Below are 18,683 nucleotides of genomic sequence, written 5' to 3' on the forward strand. Positions count from 1 at the left end.
TTGACCGCACGCCGAAGCCGTCGTGCCGAATGATTTACGCGAGCACCGCGACTGCCTTTATTTGCGCCCACAATTGCAGGCCAGGACGCACGCCCAATTGATCGCGGGAGAACCTTGTAATGCGCGCCAGCAACGGCGTGCCGCCCGCGTCGAGACGAATCAACACATGCGCAGCATTGTCCGCGGCCAGCTCACTGATGACGGTGACTGGCAGGCGATTGAGGATGCTGCTGGATTCGCTGTTTTGCAGGGTCAGGCTGATGTCGCGCGCATGTACCTTGCAACGCAAGGTCTGGCCCACCGCCATTGGCGCATGCGTTACGCGGATGCTCATTTCGGTGGCCGGCAATTGCAGGCTCAGTAGCTGATAATCCGCGTCGTAGGCACAGACCTGGCCTTCGATGATCACGCCGGCGTCATCGCCCATGGCCATCGGCAAGTCCAGACGGGCCAGAGTTTCACCAATCGGCCCGCTGGCCAGGGCCTTGCCGTCGCTGAGCAGCACCAGATGATCGGCCAGGCGCGCGACCTCGTCCTGCGCATGGCTGACGTACAACAGCGGAATATCCAGCTCATCATGCAGGCGCTGCAGGTAGGGCAGGATTTCGTTTTTGCGCTGACTGTCGAGTGCGGCGAGTGGCTCGTCCATCAGCAGCAGTTTTGGACTGGTCAGCAGCGCACGGGCGATGCCGACACGCTGACGCTCGCCACCCGAGAGGTGCTGCGGATGACGCTCAAGCAAATGACCGATGCCGAGCAATTCAGTGGCGTGCGTCATGTCGACCCGGCGCTGGGACTTGGCAATACGTTTGAGACCGAACTCAAGGTTGGCCAACACTGACAGATGCGCAAACAGGCTGGCCTCTTGAAACACATAACCCACCGCGCGTTTGTGCGGCGGGACGAAAACACCGTTGTCGCTGTCCTGCCACATCTCGTCGTTGACCCGAATAAAGCCTTGCTCTGCGCGTTCAAGCCCGGCGATACAGCGCAGGCACGTGGTTTTTCCCGACCCGGAGTGGCCGAACAGCGCACTGACGCCGCGGCCCGGCAAGTGCAGATCGACATCCAGGCTGAAGCCTGAATAGGCCATTTTCAAACGTGCATCAATCATCGATCAGCTCCAGCCCGCGCGGGTCTTGCGGCTTGAGTACAGCGCAAGCAACACCACAAACGAAAACACCAGCATCGCGCCTGCCAGCCAGTGGGCCTGTGCGTATTCCATCGCTTCAACGTGATCGTAGATTTGCACCGAGACCACGCGGGTCTTGTCGGGGATATTGCCGCCAATCATCAGCACGACGCCGAACTCACCGACGGTATGAGCGAAACCGAGGATGGCCGCCGTGATGAAGCCGGGGCGGGCCAGCGGCAGGATCACGCTGAAAAAGGTGTCCCACGGATTGGCGCGCAACGTTGCGGCCACTTCCAGCGGGCGGGTACCGATTGCCGAAAACGCGTTTTGCAACGGTTGCACCACGAACGGCATGGAATAGATTACGGAACCAATCACCAGCCCGGTGAAACTGAACGTCAGCGTGCCGAGCCCCAGCCATTGGGTGAACTGGCCGAGAAAACCGTGTGGCCCCATCATCAGCAACAGATAAAAACCGATGACGGTCGGCGGCAGCACGAGGGGCAGGGCGACGATCGCCCCGACCGGGCCGCGTAACCATGAGCGGGTACGCGACAACCACAGGGCAATCGGCGTGCCGATAATCAAAAGGATCGCGGTGGTCAGGGACGCCAGTTTGAGGGTCAGCCAGATCGCCGCAAAATCGGCACTCGTCAGCGACATTTAGAGTTGGTAGCCGTAAGACTTGATCACCGCAGCGGCTTTCGGGCCCTTGAGGTATTCAACCAGTGCCTTGGCGGCGGCGTTGTCCTTGCCTTTGCTGAGGATCACCGCGTCCTGTTTGATCGGATCATGCAGGCTGGCCGGTACGATCCACGCCGAACCGCTGGTGACTTTGCCTTCCTTATAGATCTGCGACAGCGCGACGAAGCCGAGTTCGGCGTTGCCAGTCGAAACGAACTGGTAGGCCTGGGTGATGTTCTGGCCTTCGACAATCTTGGCTTTGGTCGCTTCGGTCAGTTTCAGTTTTTCAAGCACTTGCGTGGCTGCCAGGCCGTATGGCGCGGCTTTCGGATTGGCGATGGACAGGTGCTGGTACTGGTTTTTCTTCAGAACCTCACCGTTGGTATCGACATAACCGTCCTTCGCCGACCACAGCGCCAGGGTGCCAACGGCGTAAGTGAAGCGCGAGCCCTTGACGGTATCGCCTTCTTTTTCCAGTTTTTCCGGCGTGGTGTCGTCCGCCGAGAGGAACACTTCGAACGGCGCGCCGTTCTTGATCTGAGTGTAGAACTGGCCGGTGGCGCCATAGGCTGCGACCAGTTTGTGACCGGTGTCTTTCTCGAAATCGGCAGCGATGGCCTGGATCGGTGCGGTGAAATTCGCAGCAACAGCAACCTGCACTTCATCGGCCTGAGCAGCACCGGTGGCGAATACTGTAAGCAGTGCGGTGAGACAGACTGGGGCAAAACGTGAGGCGCGAATGGTCATGTAGCAGCTCCGATGTGGGCGGTGCACAGGGCAGTTTTACTCGAGGTGGACTGCGCCGTTGCAAAGGGGGAAATCGCTATGTAGCGAAATATATAGCGATCCCCACTTTGTGGCGAGAGGATTTATCCTGACGCGCCGCTTGACCTGAAACGCCCCCCGCGCGCGACATCAACGAGCATTCAGCTTCGCCAATGCACCCTCGGCCAATTGGCGAGTCAGTTCAGCACTGCTGAGGTCCTGGCCCAGCGTGAATGCCTGGCCTGCCCACAGGTTGGCGAACTGCGCATCATCTTTTGCACGTAGAGGCATCAGGGCGCCACCGGCCAGCGGGAATGCCGGCGCTTTGGCCGACATTGGCCCCAGTTCGCGCATCACACGATTAAGAATGCCCCGCGCCGGGCGCCCGGTGAAAATGTTGGTGATCGCGGTTTCACTCTCTTTGGCGGTGCGCAGGGCCTTGTGATGAGAGGCGCTTACTTTCGCTTCCGGGGTGAACAGGTACGCGGTGCCAACCTGAGCCGCTGACGCACCGAGCATGAAAGCTGCCGCGACGCCTCGCGCATCTGCGATTGCACCGGCGGCGATCACCGGCACTGTCACCGCATCGACGATCTGCGGTACCAGTGCGAACGTGCCGACTTGACTGCTCAAGTCCTCGCTGAGAAACATCCCGCGATGACCCCCGGCCTCGTAGCCCATGGCGATGATCGCGTCACAGCCATGGTGTTCCAGCCAGATCGCTTCATCGACGGTGGTTGCCGAGGAGAGGATTTTTGCGCCGGTGGCCTTTACTCGATCGAGCAGGGATTTCTCTGGCAAACCGAAGTGAAAACTCACCACCTCCGGCCGGAATTCTTCCAGCACTTCGCATGCTGCTGTGTCGAACGGGGCCCGGTTGGATACCGGTGTTGGCGCCTCGAAGTCGGCACCCAGTTCGCGGTAGTACGGTTCCAGCAGGTTCTTCCACTCGCGTGCGCGTTGTTCATCAGCGGCGGGTGGCTGGTGGCAGAAAAAATTCACATTGAAGGGCTTGTCGGTGTGTTCGCGAATCGTTTTCAGCTCTTCGCGTAACTGCTCGATGCTCAACATCGCCGCCGGCATCGACCCCAGTCCGCCAGCGTTGCACACGGCGATCACCATGGATGAATTTGTCGCACCGGCCATCGGGCCCTGAATGATCGGCGATTGAATGCCGAGCAGGTCGAGAATACGGGTATCTGGCCATTGGCTCATGGAAGCGGACTCCGAACGATGAAAAGGGGCAGGGACGGCACAGCCGGTTTTTACCAGCAAAACCAGACGCTGGGCCACTTTGAAATTGTGAACATCACCTGACGCAGGTTCTCAGCGTCGATGAGATCCGCCACCACCACCTCTTCCTCCAAAGGAACGGTTCATGTTTCGTGAGGAGTCTTGAAAATGATGGGTGCGCTGATTGCCGAAGTTGCGCGCGGCGGATTCACGGTTGAGGTTTTGCAATTGCGCGTTGTTATTGATCGGAGTCGGGCGGTTTTCCCCGCCCTTGGCCACGGATTGCCAGCCATCATCGGTCTTCTTGTAGACATTGCCATCGCGGCCGGCATACACGTTGTCGCCGACGTGTGCGGCGCCGGCGTTTTTTCCGCGAACACTGCCGTATTGGGTAGTTTTACCAGTATTGGGGTTGTATGCCGCGCCGCGACTGGCCGTAACTTGAGTGCCGTTGCGCGCGTTGCCGGCGGTGACCTTCTGGCCGGCGATCGCGCCACCGTTCGGTCCCGTCGCCACACCACTGCGTCCGGCCGCATAGTTACCGGTGAAGGCGTTGTGCACGGCACCGCGTTGGCCTGCCGCCGCAACGCCAGTGCGCGAGTTATACGAGGACCCCACCTGACCCGCCCAGCGATTGCCGGTCCAGGCGTTGTAACCGGCACCGGCACGGCTGACCGTCGCCCGGTCACCCCATTGATGATAGATATTGCCCGTGGTGCCGGCCCATCCTCCCGGTCCCCAGGCCACGGCGCCGCCGCGATATCCGTAAGCTGCGCCACCCCACGCCAGTGGTGCCGGATACAAGCGCGGCCCCCAGGCGTAACCCCAACCATAATTGCCCCACCAGGGATACGCGCCCCAGCCCCAACCCATGGCGACGGTGCTGCTGCCCCAACTCCAGCCGAAACCGAAACCGAAGGTCCAGCCAGTCCAGGGCGTGTAACGGATGGCGACGCCGAGCCCATAAGTCACTGGCGGCCCGTACCAGACACTGCCAACCCATGGCGTGTATGGATAACCGGTACCGTAGACCACCACGCCGGTGGCGGGGTCCACATTGGAACCCTGATAACCCGGTGTATAGCCGACCACCACGGTATCGCCGCTGGCCTCATAGACTTTCACGTAAGTCAGATAGTGCATGGGCGAGCTGGGTGGGATCGAGTAGATCACCGCCGGTACAGAGCTGGCCACAATCCACGGGCCTTTCAATGTGGTGGCGGTAAACCAGATACCGTTTTCCACCGCATACCAACTGTTGTTGTCGACCCGGATAATCGGCGTGGCACTGTTGACCACGTATTGCAGCGGCGTGCTATTGATGGCTTTGAGTTGTGGTTCGCCATCGAACTGCGGCGAGGTCATTTTCACCGCGCTTTTCTTGATTGCCGAGGTCTGCGGGATGGTCGCAGCAATCGCGGCTTCCTTGGCTTGTGGCGTGCCGGCGACCGAGGCTTTGACGTTCTCTTTCGGGCTGTCGTCGGGAATGGTGGCGAAGTCTGCAGGCAGTTCGTCTGCTGGGGTAAATGTCCAGGGGCCGTTCATGTCGCCGGCGCGGAACCAGCGACCGGAAATCAGCACGTAACTGTTCTGATCACCGATCTCCTTGAAGATGTGCCCGGTGGTATTGCTCACGTATAAAAGCCGCGTGCCCTGAATCGGCAGCCACTGTGGCGCTCCGTCGGTGACAAGCAGCTCCGTGGGCGTTGTGGCGACAAAGATTTTTGGCTGCGGTGGCTTGGCCAGGCTGGGCACCTTGTCTTTCGGGTCACTCAGCCCGGTCAACAGATCCACCTGGCGACTGGCGATGGCGGCCTGCTTGGCTTTTTCAAGGTCGGCGGGCGGCGTGGCCAGGCGCTTGTAGTCGCCGTTGAGCTGGTCAGCGACCATCCAGCCATCGAAGACGTGCAGGTAATGTTTGTCCTGCGCATCTTTCAGCAGCAAAGGTCGGGTGTTGATCACCCGTTGCAGGGCAGTGCTCTCGACCGGACGATAGGCTGCATCGCCGTCAATGTAGACAAGCATCGCCGGTACGTCGGAGCTGATGATCGCGGGCGGAGTGTTTTCCAGAGGCGCGTTGTCAGCTTTCTGCTCTGCCGATAGCACACCGACGGCGGCCTCGAGTTGATCCAGTGAAATGGTTTTTATCCGGCTCCCGGCGTCTTTTTCCAGCACTGTCAGCCATTTGTCAGCCTGAGCCGCATCACCGGGGAAGTCGGCTTTGATGATTTTGTATTGATCGAGTGCGACCCAGCGCGTGGCCTTGTCGACCAGCGTATGGGCACTGAACTGAATGATGCCGTACGTGGCTTTGCCATCGGCACCGGTGGCCTCGACGGCAGCGCGGGCGTTGAGGGTGTAGCCGTCCCAACTGTCGAGTTGCGGCTGATATACGGTCAGTTTGGCCTTCTCGCGGGTGATGACTTGCGGCCATGCTGGCTCATTGGGGACTGTCTCGGCAGGCTTGGTGGCGGGCGCCGCCGACGCACTTCCAAAGGCGAGCAGACACAGCATCAGCATGAATGAAAAAGAACGCAGGTAAGACATTGACCGCTCCATCGACAGGCCGTTTTCTGAGGAAAACCAGCAAAAGCACCACCGTCGAAAAAGCATAGTCGGCCACCATGGAAATACCCGGCCGATTCGTGGATTGGCTGAAAGTCGAGTGTGGCAACGTATTGCGATGTGATATTTGAAAGCCATGACCCCCTGAAACCCATCCATGAGAGGCCATCATGTTCAACGGTATTTTGATCAATAAAGACGACAGCGGTTATCGCGCCAACTTTCAACAGATCAACGAAGACCAGTTGCCCGAGGGCGACGTGACCGTGGCCGTTGCGTACAGCACGTTGAATTTCAAGGATGGCTTGGCGATTACGGGCAGCAGCCCGGTGGTGCGCAAATTTCCCTTGGTGCCGGGGATCGATCTGGCAGGCACCGTCGAGGTCAGCTCACATCCCGACTATAAAGTGGGCGATCAGGTGCTGCTCAATGGCTGGGGCGTGGGCGAGAGCCATTGGGGTGGCCTGGCGCAAAAGGCCCGGCTCAACGGCGACTGGCTGATTCCGTTACCAAAAGCTTTTACAGCTGCTCAGGCGATGGCGATCGGCACGGCGGGTTACACCGCAATGTTGTGCATTTTGGCGCTTGAGCGTAATGGCGTGACGCCTGCGCAGGGCGAGGTGCTTGTGACGGGGGCCAATGGCGGCGTGGGCAGTTTTGCCATCGCGCTGCTGAGCAAACTTGGCTACCGGGTTGTGGCGTCCACGGGCCGGGTGTCCGAGCATGACTATCTCAAGCAATTGGGCGCGAGTGAAATCATTGACCGCGCGACCCTGTCCGAACCGGGCAAGCCGCTGGCCAAGGAGCGTTGGGCAGCGGTAGTCGATTCGGTCGGCAGTCACACGCTGGCGAATGCCTGCGCCAGCACGCGTGCAGAGGGCACCGTCGCCGCGTGCGGTCTGGCCCAGGGTATGGATTTCCCTGCGTCGGTGGCGCCGTTTATTTTGCGCGGCGTTACCCTGGCCGGCATCAACAGTGTGACTCAGCCAAAAGCGCGCCGCGTGGAGGCATGGGGTCGACTGGCGAAGAATCTGGACTTCGCCTTACTGCCATTGATCAGCCATGAAATCGCCCTCGGCGACGTTATCGATGCCGCGCAGAAACTGCTCGCAGGGCAGCTGCGCGGACGCGTTGTGGTGGACGTCAATCGCTGAAGTAGTACGCAGCTTCAGGGTTGCGTTTCACGCTCCAGCAGTTGCCGTTTACGTTCGACCCCCCAGCGATAACCGGAAAGATTGCCATCGCTGCGCACCACGCGATGGCAAGGGATCGCGACGGCCAATCGGTTGGCACCGCATGCCTGAGCCACGGCGCGCATGGATGTCGGCGCGCCGATGCGTTGGGCAACGTCGGCGTAACTGGCGGTGCTGCCAACCGGGATTTCTCGCAGCGCCTGCCACACGCGCTCCTGAAATGCCGTGCCGCGCACGTCCAGCGGTAGATCGAGGCCGATGGCCGGGGCTTCGATAAAACCGACGACTTTGGCGATCAACTGTTCAAACCCGGCATCGGCGCCAATAAGATTGGCTTTGCGAAACTGGTCCTGCAGATCACACACCAGTTGGTGAGGATCGTCGCCCAACAAAATCGCGCAAACCCCGCGCTCGCTTTGTGCCACCAGAATCGCCCCGAGCGAACATTGTCCAACGGCGAAGCGAATGTTGTTGTTTTGCCCGGCGGCGCGGTAGTCACCGGGTTTCATTCCCAGCAAGTGATCGGCGCTTTCATAGAAACGACTGCTGGAATTGAAACCTGCGTCATACAACGCATCGGTCACTGAGCCGCCGTCTGCCAGGCGCTCACGCACGCGGCGCGAGCGGTGGGCGCTGGCGTAACCCTTGGGCGTCAGTCCGGTCGCGGCTTTAAACACGCGGTGAAAATGAAACGGGCTCAGACCGGCCGTTTCGGCAAGTTCATTGAGCGCCGGCAAAGTGTCGGCGGACTCGATCTGCCTGCATGCCAGCGCCACGGTGGCAGCATGTTGCGCGAGTACATCGCTCTGATCCTTGCTGGCCCTTTTGCTCGGGCGGTAGCCGGCGGCCTCAGCCTCAAGCGCCGTAGCGAAAAACTCCACATTCTGCGGTTTCGGCAAGCGCGCAAGACTGCTTGGGCGACAGTAGATGCCTGTGGTCTTCACCGCATAGACGAACGTCCCGTCCGCCCGCGCATCCCGCGCCACAACAGCGGCCCAGCGTGGATCGTGTTCAATGTTGGGCGTGCTCGAAAGCGTTTTCATGATGGCTAATCCGTTGACCTGTTTAATTCAGGTTAACCAGCGTTGGTGAACACGACACTCCGGGCCTTGCGGTCAAATTTCAAGGTTCATCCGGCAACACGAAAAGTCAGGTTGATGCGTTGTTCGCCCAGTTGCGGGTGTCGCCCCTGCTTGATCGGTAAAACGCCATGGAAACGCAAACGATCGACACCACCCCAAACCACCATGTCGCCATGCAACAGAGGGATCCGCTGGCTCTTGTCACCACGAGCGAAACCGCCAAACAGAAACATTGCCGGCAAGCCGAGCGACAGCGAAACGATCGGTGCTGCGTAGGCATTTTCGTCTTTGTCCTGATGCAATGACATCTTGGCGCCGGGGATATAGCGGTTGATCAAGCAGGAATCTGCCTTGAAGTCAGAAAAACCGGCCTCCTGCGCCGCGGCCTCTGCCAGATCGGCAAACACTGGCGGCAGCTCGGGCCAGGGCAATCCGCTGAGTGGATCGACCTTTGAATAACGATAGCCGCTGCGGTCAGTAATCCAGCCCAGTTGCCCGCAACTGCTGGTGCCGACCGACATGCTGAAGCCGCCCGGCGTGACCATGTGGCGGAGTGGGGCGGCGACCAGAACGGCGTCCAACGCCGGTAGCAATAGATCGATCAACGGCAGGGCGAATCCGCGCAGTACCCACGATTGTTCACCGATCTGTTCGGCGCGGGGCTGCTGTACGGGTTCGTGATCAGCGAACAGATCGAAAGTGGGTGGCTGCATAGCGATCACCAATACCCTGCGGCAGTCATTCTGTTGGTCTGTTACAGCGCCTTGCTGACGGCGATATCGCTGATCACATCTTCAGTCTGCCCGTGGATTGCGTCGAGAGCAGCCTTGGCTTCTTCCTCGGTGCCGCTCTCCAGTTGCGCGAACTCGAAACGGCGCTCGCCGTTGAGCTTGTACTTGATGACGTATTTAGTCGTTTGGGCCACGGTCATGAATACCTGTCTGTGTGCGCGGGGCGGCTCAGCTGAGTTTAGAGCTGGAGCGGCGGATGATCTTGATCGAGTGCGTCAGCGTCGGTTTGCGTGTAACGCTGATTGCCCGGGTGGTGACGGTGTCGATGGTAATGTTCCAGAAACCGGTGCTCGGCGCGGTGATACGGGCCGGGAACGTGTCGAAAGCGCCGCCGTGGTAAGAGTGACGACCGCCATTTTTGAAGCTGCGGAAGTTGGCGTCGCTCATCAAACGGATGTTGCAGGTTTGCGAGCACTGGATGACGACGATGTCGTCTTCGTTGAGGTGTTCGCGCTGGTGAATGAATTTCATGGGCGCCTCCAGAAGGGCTTTTTCTACAAAATCAAAACGATAGCTTGTAATTGGGCGCAGTTTATCAGCCTGCACAGGTTATTATCTGGCCGTCGGGCGTTGGTTTGACAATTTTGAACAGATATTCGCGATTGGATGCGGGTTAAATGCAGAAGGCCCCGGAGAAAAACGGCATTTGTGCTGTCGGACGGTCTTTAACGGAGGTTTTGTATGAAGTGGGGTGTGGTGTGTCTGCCGTTGGTTTTGGCTATGGGTGGTTGTGCGAACGTTTCCGAAATCAATGAAACGCTCCCGACCGTGAGCGTAATCTCTGGCAAGAAGCCCCATGAGTATGCGCAATGCCTGACCGAAAAACTGGCGAACAGCCGCGGCGCGCTGCAGGTACAGCCGCAAAAGGAGGGGGTTCGCGTGATTGTTCCGGGCAAACTGTCTTCTGGCCCCGCTGCCGTGTTTGATATCGAAGACCGCTCCGGCGGTAGCAGCATCAAACTGCATGAGCGCATGTCCAATGTGCCGGTGCGCCCGCGTGATGTGCGTAACGCTGCCAACGCTTGTATATCCGGCTGATAGACTGTTGGTCATCAGCATCAATGCCGTCACAGTCATGCTGTGACGGCATTTTCATTTCAGGAGTTGTGATGAAGCGAGAGCAAGTGCGCGAACGCCATGCAGAGGGTTTGATCTCTGCCACACATGTCATCCAGAACCCGGCAAATTCCGGAGAATGGATCGTGTTTTTCAAGAAGAGCGCCGGGCGCAGTTATTTCCTGGTGGACGAAAACGACGAAGTCGAGTCTTTCAATCGGCTCGACGATCTGATCGAAGTCGTACGCGGACTCGGGATCAAGTTCGCGGAAATTCACATGTAGAGTCTATTTGCAGACCACTACCACGCTGCGGTTTTTGTAATTGCCGACATCGACGCCCAGTGTCTTTTCGCTTTCCTTCGGCGCCGGTGTGCCGTCAGTGCCGACGATGCGGTAGCCCGTCCCTGCGCACGAGGCGTCAGCCTTTTCATAGCAGGTGGCCCAGGAATTGGCTTCGCCGGAGCAGTCGATGGTCAGCCCCTGTTCGCCGTTGTTCAGGGTGGTCGGTTGGGAAGTGGCGCAGCCGCTCAATACCAGTATTGCGATCAGTGGCAAAAATCTGTTCATGTTCATAGATGTCGTCTTCAACGGTGGGGGACTAAACGCTCTGACAGCGCCGGTGTGAAAAGGTTATAGCGATTGGCCACTTGTTTACGACGCTCGTGTGCCAGGCACAAAAAAGCCCTGCTCGACGGCAGGGCTTGCGGCGCTGGGCAGCCGATCAGTCCTGATCTTTGCCGCGGCGCTTTGCCGATGCAGGAGTGTCAGTGAACACCGACGCTACATCAGTCGCCATCTGCTCGCTGTCGAAAGGCCCGGCAATGTGTTCGCCATTGGTCGTGGTGAGGGTCCACTTTCCGTCTTTCTTGTCGATCACATACCCGTTGATGATTTTTACGGCGGCCATCTAATCTGTCTCGTTCGCTGGTTCAAAGTCGCCATGATACCGGCAAAATGTTCACAACGGGGGCGATGAGCGTATGGTGATCCAGCTTGTCGCTCACTTTGCGCTACGCTGGGTGATGGTCTGCAGGTGTCGATGGAACTATCGGCAAGAATATTTCTCTATTTTGGCATCGGTCAGCCAGTGCGGGGCATTGTAAGGTGCACGCCGCCTGATTAGACTGCGCCGAAACTCGAACACACAGCCTTTTCAAGGACTTATATGATCAAGAAATGCTTGTTCCCAGCAGCCGGTTACGGTACTCGCTTCCTGCCAGCGACTAAAGCCATGCCTAAAGAAATGCTGCCGGTGGTAAACAAGCCACTGATCCAGTACGGCGTTGAAGAAGCTCTGGACGCTGGCCTGACTGAAATCTCGATCGTTACCGGTCGTGGCAAGCGCGCACTGGAAGACCATTTCGACATCAGCTACGAGTTGGAAAACCAGATCAAAGGCACCGACAAGGAAAAATACTTGGTCGGCATCCGCAAACTGCTGGACGAGTGCTCGTTCTCCTACACTCGTCAGACCGAAATGAAGGGCCTGGGCCACGCCATCCTGACCGGCCGCCCGCTGATCGGTGACGAACCGTTCGCCGTGGTGCTGGCGGATGACCTGTGCGTCAACCTCGAAGGCGACGGCGTACTGACCCAGATGGTCAAGCTGTACAAGCAGTTCCGCTGCTCGATCGTGGCCATTCAGGAAGTCGATCCGCAAGAAACTCACAAATACGGCGTGATTGCCGGTGAGATGATTCGCGACGACATCTATCGCGTTCACAGCATGGTCGAGAAGCCAAAGCCGGAAGATGCGCCGTCGAACCTGGCCATCATCGGTCGCTACATTTTGACTCCGGACATTTTCGACCTGCTTGAGCAGACCGAGCCAGGCAAGGGCGGCGAAATCCAGATCACCGACGCCTTGATGAAGCAAGCCCAGAACGGCTGCGTAATGGCCTACAAGTTCAAAGGCAAGCGTTTCGACTGCGGTGGCGCTGAAGGCTACATCGACGCGACCAACTTCTGCTTCGAGAACTTCTACAAGACTGGCAAGGCTTATTAAGAGCGCTTGATCCATCTGCACGAAAAAGCCACCTTCGGGTGGCTTTTTCATTTTCAGCCCTTATATGGATGGCAGTGCTTGCCCAATGGACGTCTGCAGGTATGCTGATCGCCTGCCGAGGAGATAGAAATGGCCTACGATTTTGACCTTTATGTAATTGGTGCTGGTTCCGGTGGTGTGCGGGCAGCGCGGTTTGCTGCCGGTTTTGGTGCGAAAGTGGCGGTGGCTGAGAGCCGTTATCTGGGCGGGACCTGCGTCAACGTTGGCTGTGTGCCGAAGAAGCTGCTGGTCTATGGCGCGCATTTCGCCGAAGACTTCGAGCAGGCGTCCGGTTTTGGCTGGAGTCTGGGTGAGGCGAATTTCGATTGGGCGACGTTGATCGCCAACAAGGATCGCGAGATCAATCGCCTGAACGGTATTTATCGAAATTTGCTGGTGAACAGCGGTGTGACCCTGCACGAAGCTCACGCGAAGATCGTTGGTCCGCATGAAGTCGAAGTCAATGGCGAGCGCTTCACTGCAAAAAATATCCTGATCGCTACCGGTGGCTGGCCGCAGATTCCGCAGATTCCGGGGCATGAACATGCGATCGGTTCCAATGAGGCGTTCTTCCTCAAAGAACTGCCCAAGCGCGTATTGGTCGTGGGTGGTGGTTACATCGCGGTCGAGTTTGCCGGGATCTTCCACGGCCTCGGCGCCAACACCACATTGCTGTACCGCGGCGATCTGTTCCTGCGAGGCTTTGATGGTTCGGTGCGCAAGCACTTGCAAGAAGAGCTGACCAAGCGCGGCATGGACCTGCAGTTCAACGCCGACATCGCGCGCATCGACAAGCAGGCGGACGGCAGTTTGAAAGCCACGCTCAAGGATGGCCGTGTGCTGGAGGCCGATTGCATTTTCTACGCGACCGGTCGCCGTCCGATGCTGGACAACCTGGGGCTGGAAAACACCGATGTTCAGCTCACCGACAAAGGGTTCATCAAGGTCGATGAGCAATACCAGACCACTGAGCCGTCGATTCTGGCGCTGGGTGACGTCATTGGTCGCGTGCAGCTGACGCCCGTGGCATTGGCCGAGGGCATGGCCGTGGCGCGGCGTCTGTTCAAGCCCGAGCAATATCGTCCAGTGGATTACAAGATGATCGCGACGGCTGTGTTCAGCCTGCCGAACATCGGCACTGTCGGTTTGACCGAAGAAGAAGCGCGTGAAGCGGGTCACGATGTAGTGATCTTCGAGAGCCGTTTCCGGCCGATGAAGCTGACCCTGACTGAATGTCAGGAAAAAACGCTGATGAAGCTGGTGGTCGACGGCAAGACTGACAAGGTTCTTGGTTGCCACATGGTCGGTCCGGACGCGGGCGAAATCGTCCAGGGCCTGGCGATTGCGCTGAAGGCTGGCGCGACCAAGCGTGACTTCGACGACACGATCGGGGTGCACCCGACGGCCGCCGAAGAGTTTGTCACCATGCGTACACCGGTCGGCGCTTAAGCGTCTTTCGGTTTGGCTGAGTCTGGCGCTGCCGCAACGGTAGCTGTCAGGCGAAGGCTGTCCTCCAGGCTCGCTTGAGCCTTGGTCAATTCCTTTTCCAGTGACTGATTGAGTAGCGTCTGCTCCTCGACGCTCTGTTTGAGTGTCTGGCTTTCCAGTGTTGCTACGCGCAGACGTTCCTGGAGGAGGGTGCGCTCACTGTCAACGCGGGAGGCTTGCTCCAGCAATTGATCCTGGCGCTGATTGCTTTGCTTGAGCTGGTCTTGCATCAGGCTGAGTTCGCGTTGAGTGCCGCGGTTCTCGGTGAGCAAGCGCTCGTTGTCGCGATGCAGTTGGGTAATTTCATCCTGGCGCACCATCGCGCTTTGCTGCGCCTGACGCAGCTCTGCCTGGATTTGCTGCACCTGGCCTTCGTGGCGGCTCTGTTCCTGCTCGCGCTGCTCCTTGGTGGCGTTGCGATAGTGTTCCAGCGCATCACGGGCGTGCAGGTGTTTTTCTTCCAGCGAGCGGATCTGCTCGTCCTTGTCCTGCAAGCGCAATTCGAAATCGGCTAATGCCTGATTCAGACCGGCATTGCGGGTTTGCTCGGTTTGCAGCATCGAGCGGGTGTTGCCCAGCGCTTCCGACTCGCGCTCCAGTGCTGCGCCTTGAATCTCGTGCTGATGCTCCAGTTGCTCTAGAGCGTGGCGAACCTGTTTCAGTTCGGATTCGAGTGCCTCGCGTTGCTCCTCGAACTGCTCGCGAGCCTGCTCGATGGGTTCCTGTGCCTGTTCTTTAAGGCGCTGAGCAAGGCGCGAAACCAGTGCGGTCAGCTCGTCATCAATGGGCTCCGCCGACGCTTCGATCGGCTGAGCGCCGTCATCCAGCTCTTTTAGATAGCGATGGATCGTGGTTTTCGAGCCGGTGTTACCCATTTCAATGCGTACTGCATCGATGCTTGGGTGTTCGCCGCGGGCCAGGATCGCTGTGCGCGCAATCTGAACCAGTGCTTTGGTAATGCCGCCACGGGCCATGTGAACTCCTACGGTTACGTACTGTGGTACATGCCACTAAGGTACGCAGTGTACCACGGTGACAATAAAGTTAAATCCTTGATATTAAAGAGGCGGGATATACTGGTATTACCCAGTGTCAGGGGGCAAAATGCGTTTCCGACACCCTTGAATCAGTACGCCAGCGAGAAAACAGCCCATGAGCGATCTGGATCGCTACCTGCAAGCAGCCACCCGTGACAACACCCGTCGCAGCTATCGCGCCGCCATTGAGCACTTCGAAATAACGTGGGGTGGGTTTCTGCCGGCCACAGCCGACAGCGTTGCGCGGTATCTGGTCGAGCATGCGGGGGTGCTGGCGATCAATACGCTGAAGCTGCGGCTGTCGGCGCTGGCGCAGTGGCACAACAGCCAGGGTTTTGCCGACCCGACGAAAGCGCCCGTGGTGCGCAAAGTGTTCAAAGGCATTCGGGCGCTGCACCCGGCGCAGGAAAAACAAGCCGAGCCTTTGCAATTGCAGGATTTGGAGAGAGTCATCGATTGGCTGGAACAGGAAGCTCAAACTGCGAAGGCGCAGCAGGATCGTCCGTCATTGCTCAAGGCTTATCGCGATCGCGCGCTGATTCTGCTGGGCTTCTGGCGCGGCTTTCGCAGCGATGAGTTGTGCCGCTTGCAGATCGAGCATGTACAGGCGCATGCCGGCAATGGCATCACCTTGTACCTGCCGCGCAGCAAGGGCGATCGGGAAAACCTCGGCCAGACGTATCAGACTCCGGCACTGCTCAAGCTATGCCCGGTGCAGGCTTACATCGACTGGATTACCGAAGCGGCGCTCGTGCGCGGCCCGGTTTTCCGTAGCATCGATCGGTGGGGCAATCTGAGTGAAGAGGGCTTGCACGCCAACAGCATCATCCCGTTATTGCGCCAAGCGCTGGAACGCGCCGGGATTGCCGCCGAGCGCTACACCAGTCACTCATTGCGCCGTGGCTTTGCGACTTGGGCCCATCAAAGTGGCTGGGACCTGAAATCGTTAATGAATTACGTGGGCTGGAAGGATATGAAGTCAGCCATGCGCTATGTTGAAGCCAGCCCATTCCAAGGGATGGCTCGGATTACGGATAAACCGGTTTCACCCTAGATATCGTTTTCTTCTATTAATACAGTCAGCTAATAGCGAAAACAAATCAGCAGCATCAGGTTTGCCAATGAGCCATCCGTCGAGTGAGTGGGTAGGATTCACCCCATCAACTTCATAACCCCTGACGGAGAGTCATCAATGCCTATCATCAACAGCCAAGTAAAACCGTTCAAAGCTACCGCGTTCAAAAACGGCGACTTCGTTCAAGTCTCGGACGCTGACCTGAAAGGCAAGTGGTCGGTCGTGTTCTTCTACCCAGCCGACTTCACCTTCGTTTGCCCAACCGAGCTGGAAGACCTGGCTGACAACTACGCTGCTTTCCAGAAGCTGGGCGTAGAGATCTACAGCGTTTCCACCGACACCCACTTTGCTCACGCTGCCTGGCACAACACTTCGCCAGCCATCGGCAAAATCCAGTACACCATGATCGGCGACCCGACTCAGGTGATCTCCCGCAACTTCGACGTGCTGATTGAAGAAGCTGGCCTGGCTGACCGTGGCACCTTCGTGATCAACCCTGAAGGCCAGATCAAAATCGTTGAACTGAACGACGGCGGCGTTGGCCGTGACGCTTCCGAGCTGCTGCGCAAGATCAAGGCTGCTCAGTACGTGGCTGCTCACCCAGGCGAAGTTTGCCCAGCCAAGTGGAAAGAAGGTGAGGCCACTCTGGCTCCGTCCCTGGACCTGGTCGGCAAGATCTAAGTCCGTGACACGCAACTCAGGGCGGAACTCCGCACCTACTTAAGTTAGCTGCACCGCCCAATAAAACGCCCGGGCGAGATTCGCTCGGGCGTTTTTTTATGTCTGAAACACACCAAAGGAAATCGCCCGTATGTTGGACGCCAATCTTAAAGCCCAGTTGAAATCGTACCTGGAACGGGTCACCCAGCCGATCGAGATCGTTGCTTCCCTCGACGACGGTGCGAAATCCCGTGAAATGCTTGACCTGCTGAAAGACGTTGCCAGTCTTTCGAGCCAAATTACTTTGATCGACAGCGGTGACGATGCTCGCAAGCCATCGTTCTCGATCAACCGCCCGGGCGCCGATATCAGTCTGCGTTTCGCCGGTATCCCGATGGGCCACGAATTCACTTCGCTGGTACTGGCCCTGCTGCAAGTCGGTGGCCACCCGTCGAAAGCCAGTGTCGAAGTCATCGAGCAGATTCGCTCGCTCAAAGGCGAGTTCAGTTTTGAGACGTATTTCTCGCTGTCCTGCCAGAACTGCCCGGACGTCGTTCAGGCGCTGAACCTGATGGCAGTGCTCAACCCGAACATCCGCCACGTCGCCATCGACGGCGCGTTGTTCCAGGACGAAGTCAACGATCGCAAGATTATGGCCGTGCCGAGCATTTACTTGAATGGCGAAAACTTCGGCCAGGGCCGCATGGGTCTGGAAGAGATCCTCGCCAAACTCGACACTGGCGCCATCGAGCGTCAGGCCGAGAAAATCAGCGCCAAGGAAGCCTTTGACGTGCTGGTGGTCGGCGGCGGCCCGGCCGGTGCTTCGGCGGCCATTTATGCCGCGCGCAAAGGCATCCGCACCGGTGTTGCGGCTGAGCGTTTCGGTGGTCAAGTGCTGGACACCATGGCCATCGAGAACTTCATTTCCGTGCAGGAAACCGAAGGGCCGAAACTGGCCACGGCGCTGGAGGAGCACGTCAAGCAGTACGACGTTGACATCATGAACCTGCAGCGCGCCGACAAGCTGACCCCGGGTAAAAACGGCGAGCTGCATGAAATCCGTTTTGCCAGTGGCGCGTCCCTCAAAGCCAAGAGCGTGATTCTGGCGACCGGTGCGCGGTGGCGTGAAATGAACGTGCCGGGTGAGCAGGACTATCGCAACAAAGGCGTGGCGTACTGCCCGCACTGCGATGGCCCGCTGTTCAAAGGCAAGCGTGTCGCGGTGATTGGCGGTGGTAACTCTGGCGTTGAAGCGGCCATCGACCTGGCCGGTATCGTGGCGCACGTGACGCTGCTGGAGTTCGATGTGCAGTTGCGAGCCGACGCCGTGTTGCAGCGCAAACTGCACAGCCTGCCGAACGTTACTGTCATCACCAGTGCGCAAACCACTGAAGTCACCGGCGACGGCCAGAAGGTCAACGGCCTGCGCTACAAGGATCGCAACACTGATGAACTGCGCACTGTCGAGCTGGAAGGGATTTTTGTGCAGATCGGTCTGCTGCCCAACACTGACTGGCTCAAAGGCACTATCGAGCTGTCGCCGCGTGGTGAAATCATTGTCGATAACCGTGGCGAGACGTCGATCCCGGGCATCTTCGCTGCCGGTGACGTGACCACTGTGCCGTACAAGCAGATCGTGATTGCGGTGGGCGAGGGCGCGAAGGCTTCGCTGAGCGCGTTCGATCACTTGATTCGGACTTCGGCTCCGGCATAAACGCCAGGCCTGAAAAGACAAAACCCCATGAGTGATCATGGGGTTTTTTATTGTGCGTGAAAATGCAGCCCCTCACCCCAGCCCTCTCCCGAGGGAGAGGGAGCCGATTTTTATGCTCTTCAAATCTAAATTCGACTTGATATCTCAGGCCGCCGTAAC

At 58.4% G+C, this 18,683-nt stretch carries 20 protein-coding genes; 8 read left to right on the plus strand and 12 right to left on the minus strand.

Annotation, left to right across the window (positions count from 1 at the left end; translation table 11 throughout):
• Positions 1–34: 34 nt before the first annotated feature.
• The 5 genes from modC to AB4P91_RS17755 form a co-directional block, all read right to left on the minus strand.
• Positions 35–1,114 carry a molybdenum ABC transporter ATP-binding protein gene (modC, locus tag AB4P91_RS17735; protein WP_395603324.1) on the minus strand — a complete coding sequence of 360 codons (1,080 nt, stop codon included), beginning with the start codon at positions 1,112–1,114 and terminating at the stop codon, positions 35–37.
• Positions 1,115–1,117: 3 nt separating this feature from the next.
• Positions 1,118–1,798 carry a molybdate ABC transporter permease subunit gene (gene modB, locus AB4P91_RS17740; RefSeq protein ID WP_150592003.1) on the minus strand — a complete coding sequence of 227 codons (681 nt, stop codon included), beginning with the start codon at positions 1,796–1,798 and terminating at the stop codon, positions 1,118–1,120.
• Positions 1,799–2,566 carry a molybdate ABC transporter substrate-binding protein gene (gene modA / locus AB4P91_RS17745; RefSeq protein WP_395603325.1) on the minus strand — a complete coding sequence of 256 codons (768 nt, stop codon included), beginning with the start codon at positions 2,564–2,566 and terminating at the stop codon, positions 1,799–1,801. It abuts the gene before it with no gap.
• A gap of 168 nt (positions 2,567–2,734) precedes the next feature.
• A complete protein-coding gene (locus AB4P91_RS17750; protein WP_395603326.1) occupies positions 2,735–3,799 on the minus strand; it encodes an NAD(P)H-dependent flavin oxidoreductase in 1,065 nt (354 codons plus the stop codon).
• A 111-nt stretch (positions 3,800–3,910) separates the two neighbouring features.
• Complete coding sequence (locus tag AB4P91_RS17755) at positions 3,911–6,364, minus strand: autotransporter (protein WP_395603327.1); 2,454 nt, start codon at positions 6,362–6,364, stop codon at positions 3,911–3,913.
• Between the two features lie 188 nt (positions 6,365–6,552).
• Here AB4P91_RS17755 and AB4P91_RS17760 point away from each other — a divergent pair, with 188 nt between their 5' ends.
• Entirely contained in the window at positions 6,553–7,536 is a 984-nt protein-coding gene (locus AB4P91_RS17760) for an MDR family oxidoreductase (RefSeq protein ID WP_395603328.1), read from the plus strand.
• 14 nt (positions 7,537–7,550) lie between these two features.
• Here AB4P91_RS17760 and ada read toward each other — a convergent pair whose 3' ends face one another.
• The 4 genes from ada to AB4P91_RS17780 all read right to left on the minus strand — a co-directional run bounded on the left by ada (position 7,551) and on the right by AB4P91_RS17780 (position 9,919).
• Positions 7,551–8,618: a bifunctional DNA-binding transcriptional regulator/O6-methylguanine-DNA methyltransferase Ada gene (gene ada / locus AB4P91_RS17765; protein ID WP_395603329.1), complete on the minus strand. Its 1,068-nt coding sequence runs from the start codon at positions 8,616–8,618 to the stop codon at positions 7,551–7,553.
• Positions 8,619–8,704: 86 nt separating this feature from the next.
• Positions 8,705–9,370 (minus strand): DNA oxidative demethylase AlkB, encoded by a 666-nt coding sequence (alkB, locus tag AB4P91_RS17770; protein ID WP_395603330.1) that lies wholly within the window; start codon positions 9,368–9,370, stop codon positions 8,705–8,707.
• A 41-nt stretch (positions 9,371–9,411) separates the two neighbouring features.
• Entirely contained in the window at positions 9,412–9,588 is a 177-nt protein-coding gene (locus AB4P91_RS17775) for a hypothetical protein (RefSeq protein ID WP_191623971.1), read from the minus strand.
• Positions 9,589–9,616: 28 nt separating this feature from the next.
• Complete coding sequence (locus AB4P91_RS17780) at positions 9,617–9,919, minus strand: DUF1883 domain-containing protein (protein ID WP_042559354.1); 303 nt, start codon at positions 9,917–9,919, stop codon at positions 9,617–9,619.
• Between the two features lie 210 nt (positions 9,920–10,129).
• Between AB4P91_RS17780 and AB4P91_RS17785 the strand changes: the two genes are divergently transcribed.
• Both AB4P91_RS17785 and AB4P91_RS17790 read left to right on the plus strand, forming a co-directional pair.
• Positions 10,130–10,486: a hypothetical protein gene (locus AB4P91_RS17785; RefSeq protein ID WP_150591996.1), complete on the plus strand. Its 357-nt coding sequence runs from the start codon at positions 10,130–10,132 to the stop codon at positions 10,484–10,486.
• A gap of 71 nt (positions 10,487–10,557) precedes the next feature.
• On the plus strand, positions 10,558–10,788 hold the full coding sequence (locus tag AB4P91_RS17790; RefSeq protein ID WP_042559352.1) for a hypothetical protein: 231 nt from the start codon (positions 10,558–10,560) through the stop codon (positions 10,786–10,788).
• 3 nt (positions 10,789–10,791) lie between these two features.
• Here the strand turns inward: AB4P91_RS17790 and AB4P91_RS17795 are convergent, their stop codons facing one another.
• Positions 10,792–11,079 (minus strand): hypothetical protein, encoded by a 288-nt coding sequence (locus AB4P91_RS17795; protein WP_150591995.1) that lies wholly within the window; start codon positions 11,077–11,079, stop codon positions 10,792–10,794.
• A gap of 148 nt (positions 11,080–11,227) precedes the next feature.
• Positions 11,228–11,413, minus strand: a complete 186-nt coding sequence (locus AB4P91_RS17800; protein WP_007912238.1) for a hypothetical protein — start codon at positions 11,411–11,413, stop codon at positions 11,228–11,230.
• Positions 11,414–11,671: 258 nt separating this feature from the next.
• Between AB4P91_RS17800 and galU the strand changes: the two genes are divergently transcribed.
• Entirely contained in the window at positions 11,672–12,511 is an 840-nt protein-coding gene (galU, locus tag AB4P91_RS17805; protein WP_150591994.1) for a UTP--glucose-1-phosphate uridylyltransferase GalU, read from the plus strand.
• Positions 12,512–12,640: 129 nt separating this feature from the next.
• The gene (gene gorA, locus AB4P91_RS17810) at positions 12,641–13,999 is read left to right on the plus strand and encodes a glutathione-disulfide reductase (protein ID WP_150597816.1); all 1,359 of its coding nucleotides are present in this window, start codon (positions 12,641–12,643) and stop codon (positions 13,997–13,999) included.
• On the opposite strand, the gene AB4P91_RS17815 is transcribed toward gorA, so the two are convergent.
• Positions 13,996–15,012, minus strand: a complete 1,017-nt coding sequence (locus tag AB4P91_RS17815) for a DNA-binding protein (protein ID WP_395603331.1) — start codon at positions 15,010–15,012, stop codon at positions 13,996–13,998. The genes gorA and AB4P91_RS17815 overlap by 4 nt on opposite strands.
• A 178-nt stretch (positions 15,013–15,190) precedes the next feature.
• Here AB4P91_RS17815 and AB4P91_RS17820 point away from each other — a divergent pair, with 178 nt between their 5' ends.
• From AB4P91_RS17820 to ahpF, 3 genes are all read left to right on the plus strand, one after another.
• Positions 15,191–16,129, plus strand: a complete 939-nt coding sequence (locus tag AB4P91_RS17820; RefSeq protein ID WP_150597818.1) for a site-specific integrase — start codon at positions 15,191–15,193, stop codon at positions 16,127–16,129.
• 138 nt (positions 16,130–16,267) lie between these two features.
• Complete coding sequence (gene ahpC, locus AB4P91_RS17825) at positions 16,268–16,831, plus strand: alkyl hydroperoxide reductase subunit C (protein ID WP_007958941.1); 564 nt, start codon at positions 16,268–16,270, stop codon at positions 16,829–16,831.
• A 130-nt stretch (positions 16,832–16,961) separates the two neighbouring features.
• Positions 16,962–18,524, plus strand: coding sequence for an alkyl hydroperoxide reductase subunit F (ahpF, locus tag AB4P91_RS17830; RefSeq protein ID WP_150591990.1), 1,563 nt, complete (start codon positions 16,962–16,964; stop codon positions 18,522–18,524).
• Positions 18,525–18,683 lie beyond the last annotated feature (159 nt).

The organism is Pseudomonas sp. B21128, assembly GCF_044218865.1.
GTDB classification, from domain to species: domain Bacteria; phylum Pseudomonadota; class Gammaproteobacteria; order Pseudomonadales; family Pseudomonadaceae; genus Aquipseudomonas; species Aquipseudomonas iridis.

Excerpts from the sequence above, each read along its gene's own strand:
- AB4P91_RS17790 (WP_042559352.1), top strand. The coding sequence starts at position 10,558 with ATGAAGCGAGAGCAAGTGCGCGAACGCCATGCAGAGGGTTTGATCTCT.
- AB4P91_RS17815 (WP_395603331.1), bottom strand. The coding sequence starts at position 15,012 with ATGGCCCGTGGCGGCATTACCAAAGCACTGGTTCAGATTGCGCGCACA.
- AB4P91_RS17780 (WP_042559354.1), bottom strand. The coding sequence starts at position 9,919 with ATGAAATTCATTCACCAGCGCGAACACCTCAACGAAGACGACATCGTC.
- galU (WP_150591994.1), top strand. The coding sequence starts at position 11,672 with ATGATCAAGAAATGCTTGTTCCCAGCAGCCGGTTACGGTACTCGCTTC.
- AB4P91_RS17755 (WP_395603327.1), bottom strand. The coding sequence starts at position 6,364 with ATGTCTTACCTGCGTTCTTTTTCATTCATGCTGATGCTGTGTCTGCTC.
- ada (WP_395603329.1), bottom strand. The coding sequence starts at position 8,618 with ATGAAAACGCTTTCGAGCACGCCCAACATTGAACACGATCCACGCTGG.
- AB4P91_RS17760 (WP_395603328.1), top strand. The coding sequence starts at position 6,553 with ATGTTCAACGGTATTTTGATCAATAAAGACGACAGCGGTTATCGCGCC.
- ahpC (WP_007958941.1), top strand. The coding sequence starts at position 16,268 with ATGCCTATCATCAACAGCCAAGTAAAACCGTTCAAAGCTACCGCGTTC.
- AB4P91_RS17820 (WP_150597818.1), top strand. The coding sequence starts at position 15,191 with ATGAGCGATCTGGATCGCTACCTGCAAGCAGCCACCCGTGACAACACC.
- ahpF (WP_150591990.1), top strand. The coding sequence starts at position 16,962 with ATGTTGGACGCCAATCTTAAAGCCCAGTTGAAATCGTACCTGGAACGG.
- gorA (WP_150597816.1), top strand. The coding sequence starts at position 12,641 with ATGGCCTACGATTTTGACCTTTATGTAATTGGTGCTGGTTCCGGTGGT.
- AB4P91_RS17750 (WP_395603326.1), bottom strand. The coding sequence starts at position 3,799 with ATGAGCCAATGGCCAGATACCCGTATTCTCGACCTGCTCGGCATTCAA.
- AB4P91_RS17775 (WP_191623971.1), bottom strand. The coding sequence starts at position 9,588 with ATGACCGTGGCCCAAACGACTAAATACGTCATCAAGTACAAGCTCAAC.
- modA (WP_395603325.1), bottom strand. The coding sequence starts at position 2,566 with ATGACCATTCGCGCCTCACGTTTTGCCCCAGTCTGTCTCACCGCACTG.
- AB4P91_RS17785 (WP_150591996.1), top strand. The coding sequence starts at position 10,130 with ATGAAGTGGGGTGTGGTGTGTCTGCCGTTGGTTTTGGCTATGGGTGGT.
- modB (WP_150592003.1), bottom strand. The coding sequence starts at position 1,798 with ATGTCGCTGACGAGTGCCGATTTTGCGGCGATCTGGCTGACCCTCAAA.
- AB4P91_RS17800 (WP_007912238.1), bottom strand. The coding sequence starts at position 11,413 with ATGGCCGCCGTAAAAATCATCAACGGGTATGTGATCGACAAGAAAGAC.
- AB4P91_RS17795 (WP_150591995.1), bottom strand. The coding sequence starts at position 11,079 with ATGAACATGAACAGATTTTTGCCACTGATCGCAATACTGGTATTGAGC.
- modC (WP_395603324.1), bottom strand. The coding sequence starts at position 1,114 with ATGATTGATGCACGTTTGAAAATGGCCTATTCAGGCTTCAGCCTGGAT.
- alkB (WP_395603330.1), bottom strand. The coding sequence starts at position 9,370 with ATGCAGCCACCCACTTTCGATCTGTTCGCTGATCACGAACCCGTACAG.